The organism is Streptococcus mitis (assembly GCF_003942765.1).
GTDB classification, from domain to species: Bacteria; Bacillota; Bacilli; order Lactobacillales; family Streptococcaceae; genus Streptococcus; species Streptococcus mitis_BE.
On the sequence record NZ_RJNW01000001.1, the window covers coordinates 131,704 to 150,047 of the forward strand.

General features: G+C 39.3%; 15 protein-coding genes. 6 read left to right on the forward strand and 9 right to left on the reverse strand.

The window, feature by feature from the left end; genetic code table 11:
• Positions 1 to 88 precede the first annotated feature (88 nt).
• The 3 genes from D8849_RS00640 to zwf all read left to right on the forward strand — a co-directional run bounded on the left by D8849_RS00640 (position 89) and on the right by zwf (position 4,632).
• Positions 89 to 2,254 carry an ABC transporter substrate-binding protein/permease gene (locus tag D8849_RS00640; protein WP_125385869.1) on the forward strand — a complete coding sequence of 722 codons (2,166 nt, stop codon included), beginning with the start codon at positions 89 to 91 and terminating at the stop codon, positions 2,252 to 2,254.
• The gene (locus D8849_RS00645) at positions 2,254 to 2,994 is read left to right on the forward strand and encodes an amino acid ABC transporter ATP-binding protein (protein WP_125385870.1); all 741 of its coding nucleotides are present in this window, start codon (positions 2,254 to 2,256) and stop codon (positions 2,992 to 2,994) included. Before D8849_RS00640 ends, D8849_RS00645 begins: the two co-directional genes overlap by 1 nt.
• Positions 2,995 to 3,144: 150 nt before the next feature.
• On the forward strand, positions 3,145 to 4,632 hold the full coding sequence (gene zwf, locus D8849_RS00650; protein WP_125385871.1) for a glucose-6-phosphate dehydrogenase: 1,488 nt from the start codon (positions 3,145 to 3,147) through the stop codon (positions 4,630 to 4,632).
• A gap of 43 nt (positions 4,633 to 4,675) precedes the next feature.
• On the opposite strand, the gene ftsY is transcribed toward zwf, so the two are convergent.
• Genes ftsY through D8849_RS00665 form a run of 3 tightly spaced genes read right to left on the reverse strand, consistent with a single transcriptional unit; the run spans position 4,676 to position 7,545 of the window.
• The gene (gene ftsY / locus D8849_RS00655; protein ID WP_125385872.1) at positions 4,676 to 5,932 is read right to left on the reverse strand and encodes a signal recognition particle-docking protein FtsY; all 1,257 of its coding nucleotides are present in this window, start codon (positions 5,930 to 5,932) and stop codon (positions 4,676 to 4,678) included.
• A 3-nt stretch (positions 5,933 to 5,935) separates the two neighbouring features.
• Positions 5,936 to 6,754: a Cof-type HAD-IIB family hydrolase gene (locus D8849_RS00660; RefSeq protein WP_125385873.1), complete on the reverse strand. Its 819-nt coding sequence runs from the start codon at positions 6,752 to 6,754 to the stop codon at positions 5,936 to 5,938.
• Complete coding sequence (locus tag D8849_RS00665; protein ID WP_125385874.1) at positions 6,754 to 7,545, reverse strand: Cof-type HAD-IIB family hydrolase; 792 nt, start codon at positions 7,543 to 7,545, stop codon at positions 6,754 to 6,756. Before D8849_RS00665 ends, D8849_RS00660 begins: the two co-directional genes overlap by 1 nt.
• A 229-nt stretch (positions 7,546 to 7,774) precedes the next feature.
• On the opposite strand from D8849_RS00665, the gene D8849_RS00670 reads away from it, so the two are divergent.
• Positions 7,775 to 8,470, forward strand: a complete 696-nt coding sequence (locus tag D8849_RS00670) for a VIT1/CCC1 transporter family protein (protein WP_125385875.1) — start codon at positions 7,775 to 7,777, stop codon at positions 8,468 to 8,470.
• A gap of 194 nt (positions 8,471 to 8,664) precedes the next feature.
• Here D8849_RS00670 and D8849_RS00675 read toward each other — a convergent pair whose 3' ends face one another.
• The gene (locus tag D8849_RS00675) at positions 8,665 to 10,653 is read right to left on the reverse strand and encodes an ABC transporter permease (protein ID WP_125385876.1); all 1,989 of its coding nucleotides are present in this window, start codon (positions 10,651 to 10,653) and stop codon (positions 8,665 to 8,667) included.
• A 1-nt stretch (position 10,654) separates the two neighbouring features.
• Positions 10,655 to 11,413 carry an ABC transporter ATP-binding protein gene (locus D8849_RS00680; RefSeq protein WP_000173372.1) on the reverse strand — a complete coding sequence of 253 codons (759 nt, stop codon included), beginning with the start codon at positions 11,411 to 11,413 and terminating at the stop codon, positions 10,655 to 10,657.
• Positions 11,414 to 11,857: 444 nt separating this feature from the next.
• Here D8849_RS00680 and D8849_RS00685 point away from each other — a divergent pair, with 444 nt between their 5' ends.
• Positions 11,858 to 13,852 (forward strand): DUF1430 domain-containing protein, encoded by a 1,995-nt coding sequence (locus D8849_RS00685; RefSeq protein ID WP_125385877.1) that lies wholly within the window; start codon positions 11,858 to 11,860, stop codon positions 13,850 to 13,852.
• Position 13,853: 1 nt separating this feature from the next.
• Positions 13,854 to 14,504, forward strand: coding sequence for an ABC transporter ATP-binding protein (locus tag D8849_RS00690; RefSeq protein ID WP_125385878.1), 651 nt, complete (start codon positions 13,854 to 13,856; stop codon positions 14,502 to 14,504).
• A 104-nt stretch (positions 14,505 to 14,608) separates the two neighbouring features.
• Here D8849_RS00690 and D8849_RS00695 read toward each other — a convergent pair whose 3' ends face one another.
• The 4 genes from D8849_RS00695 to D8849_RS00710 form a co-directional block, all read right to left on the reverse strand.
• Positions 14,609 to 14,881 (reverse strand): PspC domain-containing protein, encoded by a 273-nt coding sequence (locus D8849_RS00695; RefSeq protein ID WP_001085048.1) that lies wholly within the window; start codon positions 14,879 to 14,881, stop codon positions 14,609 to 14,611.
• Positions 14,882 to 14,939: 58 nt separating this feature from the next.
• Positions 14,940 to 15,389: a SprT family protein gene (locus tag D8849_RS00700; protein ID WP_125385879.1), complete on the reverse strand. Its 450-nt coding sequence runs from the start codon at positions 15,387 to 15,389 to the stop codon at positions 14,940 to 14,942.
• Positions 15,376 to 17,505 (reverse strand): Tex family protein, encoded by a 2,130-nt coding sequence (locus D8849_RS00705; protein ID WP_125385880.1) that lies wholly within the window; start codon positions 17,503 to 17,505, stop codon positions 15,376 to 15,378. The genes D8849_RS00700 and D8849_RS00705 overlap by 14 nt, the downstream gene beginning before the upstream one ends.
• Before the next feature lie 423 nt (positions 17,506 to 17,928).
• Positions 17,929 to 18,309, reverse strand: a complete 381-nt coding sequence (locus tag D8849_RS00710) for a PBECR3 domain-containing polyvalent protein (RefSeq protein WP_004269701.1) — start codon at positions 18,307 to 18,309, stop codon at positions 17,929 to 17,931.
• Positions 18,310 to 18,344: the final 35 nt, after the last annotated feature.

Sequence of the window (18,344 nt, forward strand, 5' to 3'; positions counted from 1 at the left end):
TCATATTTTCTGACACAAAAATATAAAAATTTGCCTTTTTTTACTTTTTCTGATATAATGGGAAAATATTCGGAAAAGGAGACTAAAAATGAAGAAAAAATTTCTAGCATTTTTGCTAATTTTATTCCCAATTTTCTCATTAGGTATTGCAAAAGCAGAGACGATTAAGATTGTGTCTGATACCGCCTATGCACCTTTTGAGTTTAAAGATTCAGATCAAACTTATAAAGGAATTGATGTTGACATTATCAACAAAGTCGCTGAGATTAAAGGATGGAATATTCAGATGTCCTATCCTGGATTTGATGCAGCGGTAAATGCGGTTCAAGCTGGTCAAGCTGACGCAATCATGGCAGGAATGACAAAAACTGCAGAACGTGAAAAAGTTTTCACCATGTCTGATACTTACTATGATACAAAAGTTGTCATTGCTACTACAAAGTCACACAAGATTAGTCAGTACGACCAATTAAAAGGTAAAACTGTTGGTGTTAAAAACGGAACAGCCGCTCAACGTTTCCTTGAAAGTATCAAGGACAAATATGGCTTTAGTATTAAAACATTTGACACTGGTGATTTGATGAACAACAGCTTGAGTGCTGGTGCCATCGATGCCATGATGGATGACAAACCTGTTATCGAGTATGCCATTAACCAAGGCCAAGACCTCCATATTGAAATGGATGGTGAAGCTGTAGGTAGCTTTGCTTTCGGTGTTAAAAAAGGAAGCAAATACGAGCACCTAGTCACTGAATTTAACCAAGCCTTGGCTGAAATGAAAAAAGATGGTAGTCTTGATAAAATCATCAAGAAATGGACCGCTTCATCATCTTCAGCAGTGCCAACCACAACTACTGCAGCAGGTCTAAAAGCAACTCCTGTTAAAGCTAAATACATCATTGCCAGTGATTCTTCTTTTGCACCTTTTGTGTTCCAAAACTCAAGTAACCAATTTACTGGTATTGATATGGACTTGATTAAGGCAATCGCTAAAGACCAAGGTTTTGCAATTGAAATCACCAATCCTGGTTTTGATGCAGCTATCAGTGCTGTCCAAGCTGGTCAAGCAGATGGTATCATTGCTGGTATGTCTGTCACAGATGCTCGTAAGGCAACTTTTGACTTCTCAGAATCCTACTACACTGCTAATACAATCCTTGGTGTCAAAGAATCAAGCACCATTGCTTCTTATGAAGATTTGAAAGGGAAGACAGTCGGTGTTAAAAACGGAACTGCTTCTCAAACCTTCCTAACAGAAAATCAAAGCAAATACGGTTACAAAATCAAAACCTTCGCTGATGGTTCTTCAATGTATGACAGTTTAAACACTGGTGCCATTGATGCTGTTATGGATGATGAACCTGTTCTCAAATATTCTATCAGCCAAGGACAAAAATTGAAAACACCAATCGCTGGAACTCCAATCGGTGAAACAGCCTTTGCTGTTAAAAAAGGAGCAAATCCAGAGTTAATTGAAATGTTCAACAACGGACTTGCAAACCTTAAAGCAAACGGAGAATTCCAAAAGATTCTTGATAAATACCTAGCTAGTGAGTCATCAACTGCTTCAACAAGCACTGTTGATGAAACAACAATCTGGGGCTTGCTTCAAAATAACTACAAACAACTCCTTAGCGGGCTTGGTATCACTCTTGCTCTAGCTCTTATCTCATTTGCTATTGCCATTGTTATCGGGATTATCTTCGGTATGTTTAGCGTTAGCCCCTACAAATCTCTTCGTGTGATTTCTGAGATTTTCGTTGACGTTATCCGTGGTATTCCTTTGATGATTCTTGCAGCCTTCATCTTCTGGGGAATTCCAAACTTCATCGAGTCTATCACAGGCCAACAAAGTCCAATTAACGACTTTGTGGCTGGTACCATTGCCCTATCTCTCAATGCAGCAGCTTATATCGCTGAAATCGTTCGTGGTGGTATTCAGGCTGTTCCGGTTGGTCAAATGGAAGCCAGCCGAAGCTTGGGTATCTCTTATGGAAAAACCATGCGTAAGATTATCTTGCCACAAGCAACTAAATTGATGTTGCCAAACTTTGTTAACCAATTCGTTATCGCTCTTAAAGATACAACCATCGTATCTGCTATCGGTTTGGTTGAACTCTTCCAAACTGGTAAGATTATCATCGCCCGTAACTACCAAAGTTTCAAGATGTATGCAATCCTTGCTATCTTCTATCTTGTAATTATCACACTTTTGACTAGACTAGCGAAACGCTTAGAAAAGAGGATTCGTTAATGGCAAAACTAAAAATTGATGTAAATGATTTACACAAATATTATGGAAAAAATGAAGTCCTAAAAGGAATTACGACTAAGTTCTATGAAGGAGATGTTGTTTGTATCATCGGCCCTTCGGGTTCTGGTAAGTCAACCTTCCTTCGTAGCCTCAACCTTCTAGAAGAAGTTACTAGCGGTCACATCACTGTGAACGGTTATGACTTAACTGAAAAAACAACCAACGTTGACCACGTCCGTGAAAACATCGGAATGGTGTTTCAACACTTCAACCTCTTCCCACACATGTCTGTATTGGACAACATTACTTTTGCTCCAATTGAGCACAAGTTGATGACTAAGGAAGAAGCTGAGAAATTGGGAATGGAGTTGCTTGAAAAGGTTGGACTAGCAGATAAAGCTAATGCGAACCCAGATAGCCTATCAGGTGGTCAAAAACAACGTGTGGCTATCGCTCGTGGACTAGCAATGAATCCTGATATTATGCTCTTTGATGAACCAACTTCTGCCCTTGACCCTGAGATGGTTGGAGACGTACTAAACGTTATGAAAGAATTGGCTGAGCAAGGCATGACCATGATTATCGTAACCCATGAGATGGGATTTGCTCGTCAGGTTGCTAACCGCGTTATCTTTACTGCGGATGGCGAGTTCCTTGAAGACGGAACACCTGATCAAATCTTTGATAACCCACAACATCCACGTCTGAAAGATTTCTTGGACAAGGTCTTAAACGTCTAAACTCAAACTGTAAGGATTTCCTTGCAGTTTTTTTCTATCTCGTATTGGATTTTTTGATTTTTCGGAAAATTATGTTAGAATTAAGTTTATGAAATGAGATTTCCTCATACCTAGCAAGACTAGGAATAAAAATAGAAATTAGGTAGCTAGATGTCATCTAAGGTTATTGTTACAATTTTTGGTGCGAGTGGAGACCTGGCTAAACGCAAGCTCTACCCTTCCCTTTTTAGACTATATAAATCCGGCAATCTTTCCGAACACTTTGCAGTCATTGGAACTGCTCGTCGTCCTTGGAGCAAGGAATATTTTGAATCTGTTGTTGTCGAATCCATCCTTGATTTGGCAGATAGTACCGAACAGGCTCAAGAGTTCGCTAGCCACTTCTACTATCAAAGTCATGATGTCAATGATACGGAACACTACATTGCTTTACGTCAATTGCAGGCTGAACTAAATGACAAGTACCAAGCTGAACACAACAAGCTCTTCTTCTTGTCTATGGCACCTCAGTTCTTTGGAACCATTGCCAAACACCTCAAGTCTGAAAACATCGTAGACGGTAAAGGTTTTGAGCGCCTAATCGTTGAGAAACCCTTTGGTACAGATTACGCAACTGCAAGCAAGTTGAATGACGAGCTCCTAGCAACATTTAACGAAGAACAAATTTTCCGTATCGACCATTATCTTGGTAAGGAAATGATCCAAAGCATCTTTGCAGTCCGCTTTGCAAACTTGATTTTTGAAAACGTTTGGAACAAGAACTTTATCGACAATGTTCAAATTACCTTTGCGGAGCGCTTGGGTGTAGAAGAACGTGGTGGCTACTATGACCAATCTGGTGCACTCCGTGACATGGTCCAAAACCATACTCTACAACTCCTTTCTCTCCTTGCCATGGACAAGCCAGCAAGCTTCACAAAAGACGAGATTCGTGCTGAGAAGATTAAGGTCTTTAAAAACCTCTATCATCCAACTGATGAAGAGCTTAAAGAACACTTTATCCGTGGTCAATACCGCTCTGGTAAGATTGATGGCATGAAATACATCTCTTACCGTAGCGAGCCAAATGTAAATCCAGAATCTACAACTGAAACCTTTGCATCTGGTGCCTTCTTTGTAAACAGCGATCGCTTCCGTGGTGTTCCTTTCTTCTTCCGTACTGGTAAACGTCTGACTGAAAAAGGGACTCATGTCAACATCGTCTTTAAACAAATGGATTCTATCTTTGGAGAACCACTTGCTCCAAACATTTTGACCATCTATATCCAACCAACAGAAGGCTTCTCTCTTAGCCTAAATGGGAAGCAGGTAGGAGAAGAATTTAACTTAGCTCCTAACTCACTTGATTACCGTACAGATGCGACTGCAACTGGTGCCTCTCCAGAACCATACGAGAAATTGATTTATGATGTCTTAAATAATAACTCAACTAACTTTAGCCACTGGGATGAAGTTGGTGCGTCGTGGAAATTGATTGACCGTATCGAAGAACTCTGGGCTGAAAATGGTGCCCCACTTCATGACTATAAAGCTGGAAGCATGGGACCTCAAGCAAGCTTTGACTTACTTGAAAAATTCGGTGCCAAATGGACTTGGCAACCAGATATCGCCTATCGTCAAGATGGTCGCTTAGAATAAAAAAATTTCCTGCAAGATTGCCTTGCAGGATTTTTGCTTTTGATTAGATTAAGCCTTCCAAGAGACCCTTCATAAAGTTTTCTGAGTTAAACTCTCCAATATCATCGATTTTTTCACCAAAACCAATTAGCTTAACAGGGATATTGAGTTCTTCACGGATAGCTAACACAACACCGCCTCGAGCAGTTCCATCAATCTTAGTCAAGACAATTCCTGTCAAAGGGGTAATTTTTGAAAATTCTTTAGCCTGTACTAGGGCATTTTGACCGGTTGATGCATCAAGAGCCAAGAAAGTTTCATGCGGCGCTTCAGGTAGTACGCGCTTGATGATGCGTCCAATTTTCTCCAACTCAGCCATGAGGTTATCCTTGTTTTGTAGACGACCCGCTGTATCAATCATGAGAATATCAATCCCTTCTGCTACAGCACGTTCCATACCATCAAAGACTACACTGGCTGGGTCAGCTTTTTCAGGTCCAGTTACAACTGGAACGTCCACACGGCGGCCCCATTCAGCTAGTTGGGCTACTGCCCCTGCACGGAAGGTATCTGCCGCAACTAGCATGACCTTCTTCCCAGCTTGTTTGTAGCGGTGGGCTAGTTTTCCGATAGAAGTTGTTTTCCCAACACCATTAACACCGACAAAGAGCATGACTGTCAAGCCATTTTGGAAGTGGATACTTTCATCATAGTTGCCACCTTTTTCATAAAGTTCAACCAATTTCTCAATGATGACACGGCGAAGTGCGTCAGGTTTCTTGGCGTTTTCAAGCTTAGCTTCGTAACGAAGCTCCTCTGTTAAGCTAGAAGCAACCTGGACACCAACATCGCTCATGATGAGCAGTTCTTCCAGTTCCTCGAAGAATTCTTCGTCAACAGAGCGAAAGTTAGCAAAGAAGGCATTTAAACGAGCACCAAATCCTGTACGAGTTTTCTTAAGACTGCGGTCATATTTTTCCTGAACAGTTTCTTCTGCTTGAGTCATTTCTGGTTCAAGCACTTCAGAACTATTTTCTTCTACAGTTTCTTCGTGCTCAAGCTTCTCTTCATCTGAGACTTCTTCTTGTTGAACTTCTACAACTGGCTCTGAATTATAATTTTCTTCAACTGTGTCTGGGATTTCCTCTTCTTCAATCACAGCTTCTTCAGCAACTTCTGCTTCTTCTTGAGGAAGTTCCTCAGCTTCTGTAAGGGCAGGCTCAACATCTTCAGACAAATCAAGATTTTCCAGAGCTTCTTTTACAACTTCTTCGATTTTAGGTTCTTCTTTTTTTCCGAATAGACGGTCAAATAATCCCATATCTTAGTTCTCCTTTAGCACATATTCTTCGATAGCCCAGGCGACAGCCTCTTCATCATTGGTCATTGGAGTTACCACATTTGCGACTGCCTTAACTTCAGGAACAGCATTTTGCATGGCAACACCGAGCCCTGCCCATTCAATCATAGAGAGGTCATTGGCCTCGTCACCACAGGCCATAACTTGGCTTTGGTCGATTCCAAGATGGCTGATTAGTTTTGCCAAACCTGTTGCTTTATGAACATTCTTTGGTGACCACTCTAGCAACATTTCACGTGATTTAAAGATTTCATATTGGTCAAACAATTCTGGAGAAATCTTCTGAATGGCTGCATCCAAGGGTTCTTGAGCAAAGGCAGTCACACATTTATTATAAGTCATTTGACTAGATAAGTCTGCAAAGTCCACTGGAACAAAAGTCAAAGCTGGATTGAATTTGGCATAAAGACTTTCTTGGTCGGATTGAATTTGATAAACAGTTCCTTCTGAGATAGCATCAAGAGGAAGTGATAATTTCTCTGTTTCTTCATACAAACATGCTACATCATCATATGAAAAGACTGTCTTATCAAGGATTTCACCTGTATTTTTCTGAACCAAACCACCATTAAAAGTAATCGTATACTCATCTTCTTGACCATCAGTCCCTAGCTCATGGAGAAAGAAATCCATGGCCTTTAAGGGACGACCAGTTGTCAATACGACCTTGATACCACGATCACGCGCTGCTTTCAAGGTTGCCTTGGTGCGATCCGTCAACCTTTTATCAGTAGTCAGCAAGGTCCCGTCCAAGTCCAATGCAATCAATTTTATATCTGCCATTATAAGCCCTCCATATAAGCTATAACCGACTGGTCCTTATGGTGACCAATCACTGTCTCTGCTAATTCTAAAATTTCAGGTCGTGCATTTTCAGGAGCTACAGGATGTCCCACAACCTGCATCATATGCAAGTCATTTAGATTGTCTCCAAAAGCCATAACCTGATCCATTGTGATGCCAAGTTTTTTAGCCAATTCAACAATGGCCACACCCTTATCGACATAGTCCAGAACAATATCAATGGATTCAAAGCCAGTTGTCATGGCCTTAACACTAGGGACATTTTCGTTTACCCAAGCTTCCCCAGCTTCTAGCGTTTCTTCTGTGAAGTTGGTTGTAAATTTGAAAATGTCATCTTTAATATCTTCCAGACTCGCTACTTTTTGGATATTTTCATTATAGTGCTGACTCACTTTTAAATAGGTCTCATCAACCGTATCTAGAACATAAGCTCCCTTTTTTCCCGTCAAGAGCAGTTTATTGATATCTACATAAGGTGAAGTTTTCAGCTTTTCAAAAGTTGCTAGATAAAAGTCACGAGACATGGTCGCTTCATACAAGTCTTGACCTCGATACTCTACCAAACTGCCATTTTCCGCGATGAAAATGATGTCATCACGAACATCAGCAAATAATTTTTCCAGAGACAGAAATCCGCGACCTGAAGCTACCGCAAAGTAAATCCCTTTTTCCTTGTAGGAAACCAAGAGAGACTTGAGGCGGTCCATATCAAAGCGCCCATTCTCATCTAGGAAGGTTCCGTCCATATCCGTTGCTACTAGTTTAATCATAAAATCTTTCTTACTCCGATTAGTAAATCTACCTCCTATTATACCATAGATAAGTAGAAAAAGGACTAGTCTATCAGCTTTGCATCTCTTTTATCCTTCTCTACTAGCTAGTGCTGTTTCTATCTTTTAAAAAACTCGTAAAATTAAAATCGTGCAACTTTTTTCAGATACTTTTAAAAGATTGCTTTCCTCATTCTTTTCCTTTATACTGGTTAAAAAGGAGAATAGTATGTCAGAAACAAATCACGAAATTGATTCAAATTTTGCAGGTCGTTTAAATATCCTACGTGCTGGTGTTCTTGGTGCAAATGATGGGATTATTTCCATCGCTGGTGTAGTTATTGGGGTTGCTAGTGCTACGAGCAATATCTGGATTATCTTTTTATCAGGATTTGCAGCTATTTTGGCTGGTGCCTTTTCAATGGCTGGTGGAGAATATGTATCCGTTTCAACTCAAAAAGATACCGAGGAAGCAGCCGTTGCGCGTGAGCAAGTCTTGCTAGACCAAGATATGGAACTAGCCAAAAAGTCCCTCTATGCTGCCTATATTCAAAATGGTGAGTGTGAAACATCAGCCCAACTTCTCACCAACAAAGCCTTTTTAAATAATCCGCTCAAGGCTTTGGTAGAGGAAAAATATGGGATTGAGTATGAAGAGTTTACCAATCCTTGGCATGCTGCTATCTCTAGCTTTATTTCTTTTTTCCTTGGTAGCTTACCACCAATGCTTTCAATTACCATTTTCCCAAGTGAATACCGCATCCCTGTTACTGTCCTTATCGTCGGTGTGGCCCTTCTTCTCACTGGTTACACTAGTGCCAAACTTGGAAAAGCCCCAACCAAAACAGCTATGATTCGAAACCTAGCTATTGGTCTCTTGACTATGGGAGTTACTTTCCTGCTCGGACAACTTTTCAGCATTTAATACTCTTCGAAAATCTCTTCAAACCACGTCAGCTTCGCCTTGCCGTATATATGGTTACTGACTTCGTCAGTTCTATCTGCAACCTCAAAGCAGTGCTTTGAGCAACCTGCGGCTAGCTTCCTAGTTTGCTTTTTGATTTTCATTGAGTATAAAATACAAGAAATACCTCGATTTTGAAGTCGAGGTATTCTTTTTTACATTTGCACAATCTTGCGATAGCTTCTTGAAGTAATCATGAAAATCAGCACATAGGCGATGAGGAAGACAGCGCAGATAGACAAAGTCACTGTCAACATCATAGTCGCATCCAGTACACCTATCACTTTAAGAATCAGGCTAAGCATATGATAGGCAAAGGCTAGGTGTAGGAAAGCAAAGAGCAAAGGGAGGAAGAAAACAGTTAAAACCTGTTTGTTAATGGTTTGCTTGATTTGCTTTTGATCTAAACCGACTTTCTGCAAGATAATAAAGCGTTCACGGTCTTCATAGCCTTCAGAAATTTGTTTGTAATAGATGACCAGAACCGTTCCGACCATAAAGATAATGGATAGGAAAATACCGATAAAGAAGACACCACCAAAGAGGGCACTCATTTGAGCACTAGCATCTGCTAGATTGCTACCATACACATAGCTACCTTCCGTGTTTAATTGAGCATTAAACTGGTTGAGGTATTTATCATATTCTTCAGCGACCTTGAGTTGTTCTTCTTCGTTGGCATTTACATTCATACCACCGTAAAACTGATTATAGATAGCCGAATCTGGGAATTGATCCAAAAAGGCTTGTAAATTAGGTACAACAAGGTAATTGTAATCAGCAGTCAAAATATTAAACTGATTTGGAACATGGTTTACAATGAAATCTTTAGTAAATTCTTCTTTGACAGAAAATTGATGATCATTTAGAGTTAGAGCTTTCTGTTCTTTAACTCCCTCATTCTTTGCAAAGAGTCCGACCTCATTTCCTGATAGAGACAATTTTTGGCCAGTCATATTTTCATAATCTTTTTGGTCAAATACCATGAAAACTGTTGTGGGTTGGACACGATTTTGTCCTTTTTCAAAAAGGGTTAACTTGCTACCTTCTTGGTTTGCAACACCAAAGTAAGCGTAACGAAGCACTTCTTTCTCTTTAATCTTATAACCTTTATCACTTGCAAACTGGCTCAAGAGTTTGTCCAAGTCTTCTTTTTCAACATTTTGCCCTGAAACCCCAAAATCATGAGGATTTAGAACTTTTTTAAAGCTTTCTGAGGCATTGAAAATACTAGTCGCTGCTGACATGGTTACCAAAACCATTGTTGACAAAATTGCGATAGTTGCTAGTCCAACCGCATTTTTCTTCATACGGAAAATCAAGTTAGACACTGAGATAAGGTTATTGGGCTGGTAATAGTATTTCTTATTTTTCTTTAAGATTTGGAGGAAAACGGTAATACCTGCATTGAACAAGAGATAGGTTCCAAAAATAACCAGCAAAACAGCTAGGAAGAAAGTTGTTAAGGCTGTAAGAGGATCTTTTACAGTAAGGGAAAGATAATATCCAATCCCTAAACTTATGGAACCAAGAATAGTTTGGAGAGGTAGGAAACGACCTTTTTTCTCTCCGCTTGCTTTCTCACGAGAGAGCTGGAGGGCATTCATACGGGCGATTCGAAGGGCATTCAGGAACATGAGGCCTAAGAAAATCAAACCGAAGACAACAAGTACTGCAATGACAACATTCATTTGGAAGGTAGCGACCAGTTCAACCTTCAATTTCATCAGTTTCAGCAAGAAAGCGAAAATTAACTTGTCAAACAAGGCTCCAATACCGATACCCGCTCCAACAGTTAGAATCCCAAATACCACTAACTCCTTAAAGGTCATACTGATAAGATGACGCTTCTCCAAGCCTAACATGCCATAAATTCCCAGTTCCTTGGAACGGTTTTTCATGACAAAACTATTGGCATAAAGGACAATAATAGCTGACGCAAGGGTGACGACAAACATACCAAATCCAAGTGTAGCTTGAATGGTTGTCCCTCCACGAATTTCAGCAATCTTGGGATTGAAGGTTAGGGAGTAAAAGAGATAGGTGACGGTGACTGCCAAGAGAACAGCCAGCGCAAAAGGATAGTAGAGTTTGCGGTTTTTAATCAAGTTCGATACCGCTAACTTATTGGTTAATCGAAACATACTAATTCACCTCGCTTGCCATGACAGTCAAGGTATCAGAGATCTCTTGGAACATCTGACGTTCTGTCTTCTCTCCACGGTAGATTTGGTTGTAAAGAATGCCGTCTTTGATGAAGAGCACGCGCTTGGCTCTGCTAGCTGCTGCCGTTGAGTGGGTCACCATGAGAATTGTTTGGCCACGCTCATTGATTTCATCAAATACATCAAGTAAGGCTGCAGAGGACTTGGAATCAAGGGCGCCTGTTGGCTCATCCGCAAGGAGAATTTCAGGTTCTGTGATGATGGCGCGGGCTACTGCTACACGCTGTTTCTGCCCACCTGAAATCTCGTAAGGGTACTTCTCTTGTAATTGGTTGATGCCTAGATTCTCAGCTGTCACCACCAATTTCTTCATCATCTCCGTAATGGGTCTTCTTGACAAGACAAGCGGAAGCAAGATATTGTCTTTTACAGAGAGAGTGTCTAGCAAGTTAAAGTCTTGGAAGACAAAGCCCAGCTTTTCACGACGGAAGCTAGAAGCCTGTGAATTTTTAATAGTTGCGGTATCCGTTCCATTTAAGTAAACCTGCCCACGAGTTGGTTTGTCTAGCATAGCTAGGATATTGAGAAGAGTTGATTTACCAGAACCAGACTCACCCATGATGGCAACGTAGTCACCTTTTTCCACGGTAAAGTGAATATCCTTGAGGGCTTCTACTTGGTTGCCCTGAAAACGAGTTTTATAAATTTTTTGAACGTGTTTTACATCTAAAAGTGTCATGAGAATCTCCTTTCTTAATATCCCATCAAATGAAATGTTGCTTGCATCATAGCGCATCCCAGCTGAACACGCTCGATATCTTTGTGGCTTGGTTTTCTTGTTTTCTTCTGTAAGATTTGTTTCATGATGCTACTCCTTTTTTCTTTATGAGTCTAGTTTACATCAAAAAAAGACCGCTTGCCATAACCTAACCTTACAAAAGAGACTTTAATCTTACATTTTTGTAAGATTGGAGAATTTTTTGAAAATACCTACTATACGAAGTCCAATCATCACTTGTTTTATTTTTAAAAAAGGAGTAAAATATAATTATGAAAGGGTTTTCTTCGATACCTTGTAAAACTTTAGTTTTTTAGTGCTTATTTTAAAAAGTAGTAAGCTATAATTCGCATAACTGCAATGAAGAGGGAGGTTGATCTCCCTCTTTTTTAGAAAGAGGTTCCTATGAAACGTATATTTCTCTTCATCAGCAATCTTCTTCTGACACTCTTTCTGATTGGTGCTTTGTCCTTTTGGAAAGACTCTCTTCCACAAATCCTGTTCCCAGGTGCAGCAGTATTAAGCGGGCAAGCAGATTATTCTACCGTTAAGGAAAAATTAAATAGTCTTGCTAAAGAACATAATAGTCTTATCGCAAGAACCATTTGGGAAGTAGATAGTGATGGAAAATCACAAACTTACTACGAAGTTTTTGGAGATGGGAAACTTCCAGACTGGATGCCTCAAGCAAGTCAAGAAAGTATCATTAAAAGTAATCTTCTCAACAATTACAATATTATCAGTGGCTCGCTAACAAATCAAGAATTAGCTATTCACCTTAAACAACTTGGACTAGAAAAAGTTAATACATTTGAAAATAATAGAGTCTCCTTCGTATTGACCCTCATTGCCCAACCCAATCAACTTACTAGTCTTTTCATTTTTTTATTAACCTTTTTATCACTTATTGTTATCGGACAGATTCAATCTCTCTCTCAATCAGGAACAAGACTGATTAATGGAGAACGTCTCAGAAATCTCTTCTTTCGTTCTATCATAAGAGACGGACTTGATATCCTTCTTTTCGGCTTGCCTGCTTTCCTAATAGCTAGTGTTTTAGTAATTTACCTAGGCTATCCTTATGAAATTCAGACTTTTTTAGTAATACTATTTATTTTTTATAATAGCCTGCTTCTCTTGCTAAGTCTTCTCATCGCTTTTCTTTTTACTATTTCTTTGAAAAGAGTTCATCTTCTCTCTATCATTAAAGGAAAATTACCAATTAAGTCAATTTTACGTATTCTTTACTTTGGTCAAGCTCTGTCTATCTTATTAGTTATTGTAGGATTTGGGCGCTTGTCCATTTATCATCATATATTTATGAAAAATGAGGCTGGACAAGCTATTTGGAAACAACACTCCAATATTGTTAATCTTCAAACAGGTCGTTCAAGTCAAAGAAAAAATATAGATGAATTCAAAATGAATGCTAATAAATGGTTTGACTTTATTCAATATTCTTTAGAAAATGGAAATGCCTTTCTAGTCAAACATAATCTCGCTATTCAAGCTATAAAACATTCTCTTTCAACTCATAATGATTCTGAACAAAATCCCTATGACTTGGAAGGGAAAAATATTCTCTATGTAACACCTGACTACTTCAAAAAAGAAGGTATAGAGTTTACATCAGAAACCTTTAAAAAAATCAATAATCTAAAAGATGGACAGGTTCTTGTAATACTACCTCAAGAACAAAAGAAAAATGAGGAACAAATAAAACAAAACATACAAGAAGATTTAACTAATCGATTATACAATAGTGATACAAAGCATAGAGTTGAAGTTAGTATAACTTATACTGATCAAAAAAAAGATGTATTCATTTATAATACTACCCATATTTCTTATGATCAATGGTTGTCAACCCCTATTTTTATCGTAGTTTCTCCTAAGGCACTTGGAAAAGATTCTTCTATATTTTGGTTTACAAATCTAGAATATCTCTATTTTACCGATTTACAGCAAACACAAGAACTTTTGAAGTACTATCAACTTGATCCTATGATTTCAGGATTATCCTTTGCTAGAGAGACCTACCTCCAGTTAAATCAAAAAATTAAAATCGAAATTTATAGTAATTTAGCGAGTGGTATTTTTGCTATCTTAACTTCAATTTTACTTTTTACAAGTTTAAACCTACTCTATTTTGAAGCCTTTCGAAAAACCATATTCTTGAAAAAAATAGCTGGTTATTATTTCTTTGAATTACACTGTAGATATATCACTTCTCAAATAATAGCTCTCTTTGTCGGAAGTAGTCTAGCTTTCATTATTTCTAAGAATATCTGGATTACCCTGATTTTATTTCTCAGTTTTTCAGGTTTAGCTGTTTCTCTATTGAAAATCTGTGATAAAAAGGAAAGTAAAACTTATGCTAGCATCATCAAAGGAGGATAGTATGATTGAATTACAACATATTTGGAAACAATTTGGTTCTCGTGTCATTTTTTCAGACTTAAGTCTTAATTTTCAAAGTGGTATGGTGTATGCTTTGATAGGAGATAGTGGTTGTGGCAAAACCACTTTGCTGAATATGCTAGCAAAACTAGAGACTTTCGATAAAGGGGAAATATTTTACAAAGGAAATCCTTTGACTTCAATAAAAAATGAGGAATTTTATCGTAACGAACTTGGCTATCTCTTCCAGAACTTTGGACTATTAGAAAGTCAGACCATTCGAGAAAACCTTGAGCTGGGAATGATTGGTAAAAAAAAGAACAAGAAACAAGAAAAAGAAAGACTTATTCTTCAAGCACTGCAAGCTGTAAGACTGGATTATCTAAGTCTCAACCAAAAAATCTATGAATTATCTGGTGGTGAAGCTCAACGTGTAGCACTTGCCAAAATTATCTTGAAAAATCCTCCTTTGATTCTAGCTGATGAACCAACCGCCTCACTAGATCCTAAAAATTCCAAGGAAATTATGGAAATTCTCCTTGAACTTCGTAATGCTAATAGAACAATTATCATCGCAACTCACAATCCTAGTATTTGGAAAATGGCTGATCAGATAATTCGTCTTTCTAAAGACGAAACAGATTATAATTAAATACCAAAATCCCTTGTGGCTATGTAGCGACAAGGGTTTTTCAGTCATTTATGACACTTCTTTGAAGTACTATAGTGCAAATAATAAATATTTCCTTATTTACCTCACCAAAACCAGCCTTCATTATCGTCAATGGCTTGGGCTTCTTTGCGTTTGCGTGGTCCTGTTCCGTACATTTCTGCTTCGATTTCTTCCTTAGTCGGCATGACAGAGGCTAGGATGATATAGATAATCACGCCAAGTCCAAAGTTTGCAACTGTAAAAATTGCAAACAAGAAACGAACAAGGGTAACATCAAAGTTCCACTTGTCTGACAGACCTGCCAGAACTCCTGAAATCATGCGATTTCGTCTCATTTTATAAAATTTACTATTCATGATATTTCCTCTTTCTGCTAGGTTAGACTTAGTATATCACGACTAAGCTCGGCTTTCATCAGTCCTCAGGCTGATTTACTAGTAGCAACTTGCCTCGACAAACTCCACAGCGATAGCGTTTGGTATTAATCCTACGCTTGCGCTGATAAGTTTGCTGGCAGGATTGGCAACGATAGAGCTTGATTGGCTTGGAGTTGCTATTGGGCAAGGATGGGACAAAGCGTAATCCATCCACTGCTTTCAACAGTTCCTTAAAATCCCGATCCTTGTGTTGATAGCCCTTCCCTTGAAAATAGAGGTGATAATGACAGAGTTCATGGCGGACAATCTTCCTAAAAACATCCAAACCCAGTTCCTGATAAACCTTAGGGTTAAAATCTAAATGTCCATCCTTAGGGAAAAATCGCCCACCTGTCGAACGTAGACGTCTATTCCACTGGGCTTGATGGATAAAAGGTCTTCCGAAATCTTCTAACGAAATCTGCTTAACATAATCAGTCAGTTTCATTTGGAGCTAGGAGCGACAGATTGACTTTTTCACGTTCAGTATCGATTTTCTTAACCCAAACCGTTACCAAATCTCCGACGGATACCACTTGACTAGGATGTTTGATAAATTTGCGACTCATGTGGGAAATATGAATCAAGCCATCCTCATGAATTCCGATATCAACAAAAGCACCGAAGTCAACGACATTACGCACTACTCCTTCTAACTTCTGCCCAACCACTAAGTCCTTGATATCTAGGACATCTTGGCGAAGCACAGGTGCGTCAAAGGAATCACGGAAATCTCGACCTGGTCTGAGAAGGTCTGCAATGATATCTTTAAGGGTTTCTGGGCCAAGATCCAGTTCGTGCGCCATATCCTTGACTGATAGGGACTTGAGTTTGCTTTGGGCCTCTTCGTTCAGTTCCTTGATATCCAAAATTTTGAAGAGTTCCTTGACGGCAGCATAATTTTCTGGATGAACTCCTGTATTATCAAGGATATTGCTACTTTCAGGGATACGGAGGAAACCGGCTGCCTGTTCAAAGGCCTTGGCTCCCAGACGAGGAACTTTCTTGATTTGGGCGCGTGAAGTGATTTTTCCTTCTTCCTCACGGTATTTGACAATATTTTCAGAAATGGTTTTATTAAGTCCAGCAACGTGGGAAAGAAGAGCTGGGCTGGCTGTATTGATATTGACACCGACTTGGTTTACCACGGTATCCACGACAAAATCCAGACTTTCAGACAGTTTTTTCTGGCTAACATCGTGCTGGTACTGACCGACACCGATTGACTTGGGATCGATTTTGACCAATTCCGCAAGAGGATCTTGCAAACGACGGGCGATAGAAATTGCCGAACGCTTTTCAACGGTCAAGTCTGGGAACTCCTGACGAGCAAGTTCGCTGGCAGAGTAAACCGAAGCGCCACTTTCATTGACGATAACATAGCTGACTTCTGGAAAATCTTTAAGAACGTCCGCTACAAAGGCTTCACTTTCACGACTGGCCGTCCCATTTCCGATGGCAATGATTTCCACGCCGTACTGACCAATCAAGTCTGCCAGATCTTTCTTAGCTTCTTCGATTTGACGAGCTGATGCTGGTTTAACAGGATAAATAACCTGAGTTGTCAGCATTTTTCCTGTTGCATCCACGACAGCTAGCTTGGCACCTGTACGAAAGGCTGGGTCAAATCCAAGAACCACGCGCCCTTTCAGTGGAGCAACCAAGAGGAGATTGCGCAGGTTGTCAGAAAAGAGTTGGATAGCCCCTTCTTCCGCTTTCTCAGTCAATTCTGTCCGAATACGTCGCTCGATAGCAGGCAAAACTTTTTTCTTAACTGACTGCTGAACAACTTCATCTATATAGGCGTTTTTCACCTTGAAACGAGCAGCAAAGAAGGCAAGGATACGGTCCGTTGCATGTTCAAAACCGACCTTCAAGACACCTAGCTTCTCCCCACGATTGAGGGCTAAGGTACGATAACCCTGCATATTTCCAACTGTCTCTGAAAAATCATAATAAATCTGAAAAACCTGCTTTTCATCGAGACTTTCATCCTTGACTTGAGAAGTGAGTTTAGAGTGTCTCAGCACTTCCTGATAAGTCATAGCACGTAAATTGACATCCTCCGATAAGGCTTCGACCAAGATATCAACTGCACCAGCTAAGGCTTCCTTGCCAGTCGCAAATCCTTCACAGACGAACTTTTCAGCTTCCTTCTCTAAGTCAGTTACATTCTGCAAAATCAAACGAGCAAGAGGAAAGAGTCCAGCTTCACGGGCAATGGTTGCCTTGGTCCGACGTTTTTCTTTAAAAGGTAGATAGAGTTCTTCTACGTCTGCTAATTTTTCGGCAGCTAAGATAGCTTCTTCCAACTCCTTGGTCAGCTTGCCTTGTTCTTGAATCTTAGCTAAGACAGCTTCTTTACGGTCGTTGAGATTTGTCAGACTTTTATCCAAGTCAATAATGGCCTTAATTGCCACCTCATCCAAACTACCAGTCATGTCCTTGCGATAACGCGCGATAAAGGGAATCGTCGCCCCTTCAGCTGTCAAACTTAGAACGGTATCGATTTGCTTTAACGTCACTCCCAAATCTTGGGAGATTTTTTCATATTTTTTATCCATGAACCTATTATACCACAAGCTAAACGTTTCAAATTAGCTCTTACAATTTTAAAACATAAGTTGGGAAATAAATTTACTTCATTTCAATATTCTATTCATTGAGAAGGTTGCAATTTAATTCTAATAGTTTACAAAAGGACTAGTGATTAATTTCACTGTTTTTATTTTTTACAAAACGCTCTATAAAGCTATTTGTTGAAATTAACGAATCAATTTTCAGAGCAAATAAAAAATCGCAAGCCTGAGCCTGCGGAGGGGATAATCTTTTTTGAAATTTTTAAACAAAAAAGGAGCATTTAAGCTCCCAACTTTGAAATAACGGACACTTGGCTGGTCGGTGTACCCAGCATCTCAGATACCTTTTTCAAGGTGCGGCAGGAACCTTTCTGCCCTCAAATGTCTTTCGTTAATGTTATTCTAGCACTATCTACTTTTTTTGTCAAGTTTTCTCAATCTACCAGACTTGATACGACTTTGTAACTTGAAATCTTGTAAGCGATACATGGTCGGAACATAAAAGAAATCTCCACTTTTATGTAACTTGATGGCAACAAGAACATTATCATCAAATCTTTTAACATATTCAAAACTAGCATCTTTCTCTCGTGGATTGACCCCAACGAAATCTGGATTACTTAGTATAAGTTCCAGGTCTTCAATATGATGAATCACATCATTATGATGCCGTTTCAACATATGACTTCTTAAACCTTCTTTGTTAACTTTGATATCACTAGCTTCAAGAACAATATTAAAAATTTCTTTTACTTCGTCAGTCACCTGACCGATCTTTTTATGTTCCATCATTTCCTCCGTTATTCCAAAATTATTATATCACA

Bases quoted from the DNA above. Each gene is read 5' to 3' on its own strand.
- D8849_RS00640 (WP_125385869.1), top strand. From the start codon at position 89: ATGAAGAAAAAATTTCTAGCATTTTTGCTAATTTTATTCCCAATTTTC.
- D8849_RS00645 (WP_125385870.1), top strand. From the start codon at position 2,254: ATGGCAAAACTAAAAATTGATGTAAATGATTTACACAAATATTATGGA.
- zwf (WP_125385871.1), top strand. From the start codon at position 3,145: ATGTCATCTAAGGTTATTGTTACAATTTTTGGTGCGAGTGGAGACCTG.
- ftsY (WP_125385872.1), bottom strand. From the start codon at position 5,932: ATGGGATTATTTGACCGTCTATTCGGAAAAAAAGAAGAACCTAAAATC.
- D8849_RS00660 (WP_125385873.1), bottom strand. From the start codon at position 6,754: ATGGCAGATATAAAATTGATTGCATTGGACTTGGACGGGACCTTGCTG.
- D8849_RS00665 (WP_125385874.1), bottom strand. From the start codon at position 7,545: ATGATTAAACTAGTAGCAACGGATATGGACGGAACCTTCCTAGATGAG.
- D8849_RS00670 (WP_125385875.1), top strand. From the start codon at position 7,775: ATGTCAGAAACAAATCACGAAATTGATTCAAATTTTGCAGGTCGTTTA.
- D8849_RS00675 (WP_125385876.1), bottom strand. From the start codon at position 10,653: ATGTTTCGATTAACCAATAAGTTAGCGGTATCGAACTTGATTAAAAAC.
- D8849_RS00680 (WP_000173372.1), bottom strand. From the start codon at position 11,413: ATGACACTTTTAGATGTAAAACACGTTCAAAAAATTTATAAAACTCGT.
- D8849_RS00685 (WP_125385877.1), top strand. From the start codon at position 11,858: ATGAAACGTATATTTCTCTTCATCAGCAATCTTCTTCTGACACTCTTT.
- D8849_RS00690 (WP_125385878.1), top strand. From the start codon at position 13,854: ATGATTGAATTACAACATATTTGGAAACAATTTGGTTCTCGTGTCATT.
- D8849_RS00695 (WP_001085048.1), bottom strand. From the start codon at position 14,881: ATGAATAGTAAATTTTATAAAATGAGACGAAATCGCATGATTTCAGGA.
- D8849_RS00700 (WP_125385879.1), bottom strand. From the start codon at position 15,389: ATGAAACTGACTGATTATGTTAAGCAGATTTCGTTAGAAGATTTCGGA.
- D8849_RS00705 (WP_125385880.1), bottom strand. From the start codon at position 17,505: ATGGATAAAAAATATGAAAAAATCTCCCAAGATTTGGGAGTGACGTTA.
- D8849_RS00710 (WP_004269701.1), bottom strand. From the start codon at position 18,309: ATGGAACATAAAAAGATCGGTCAGGTGACTGACGAAGTAAAAGAAATT.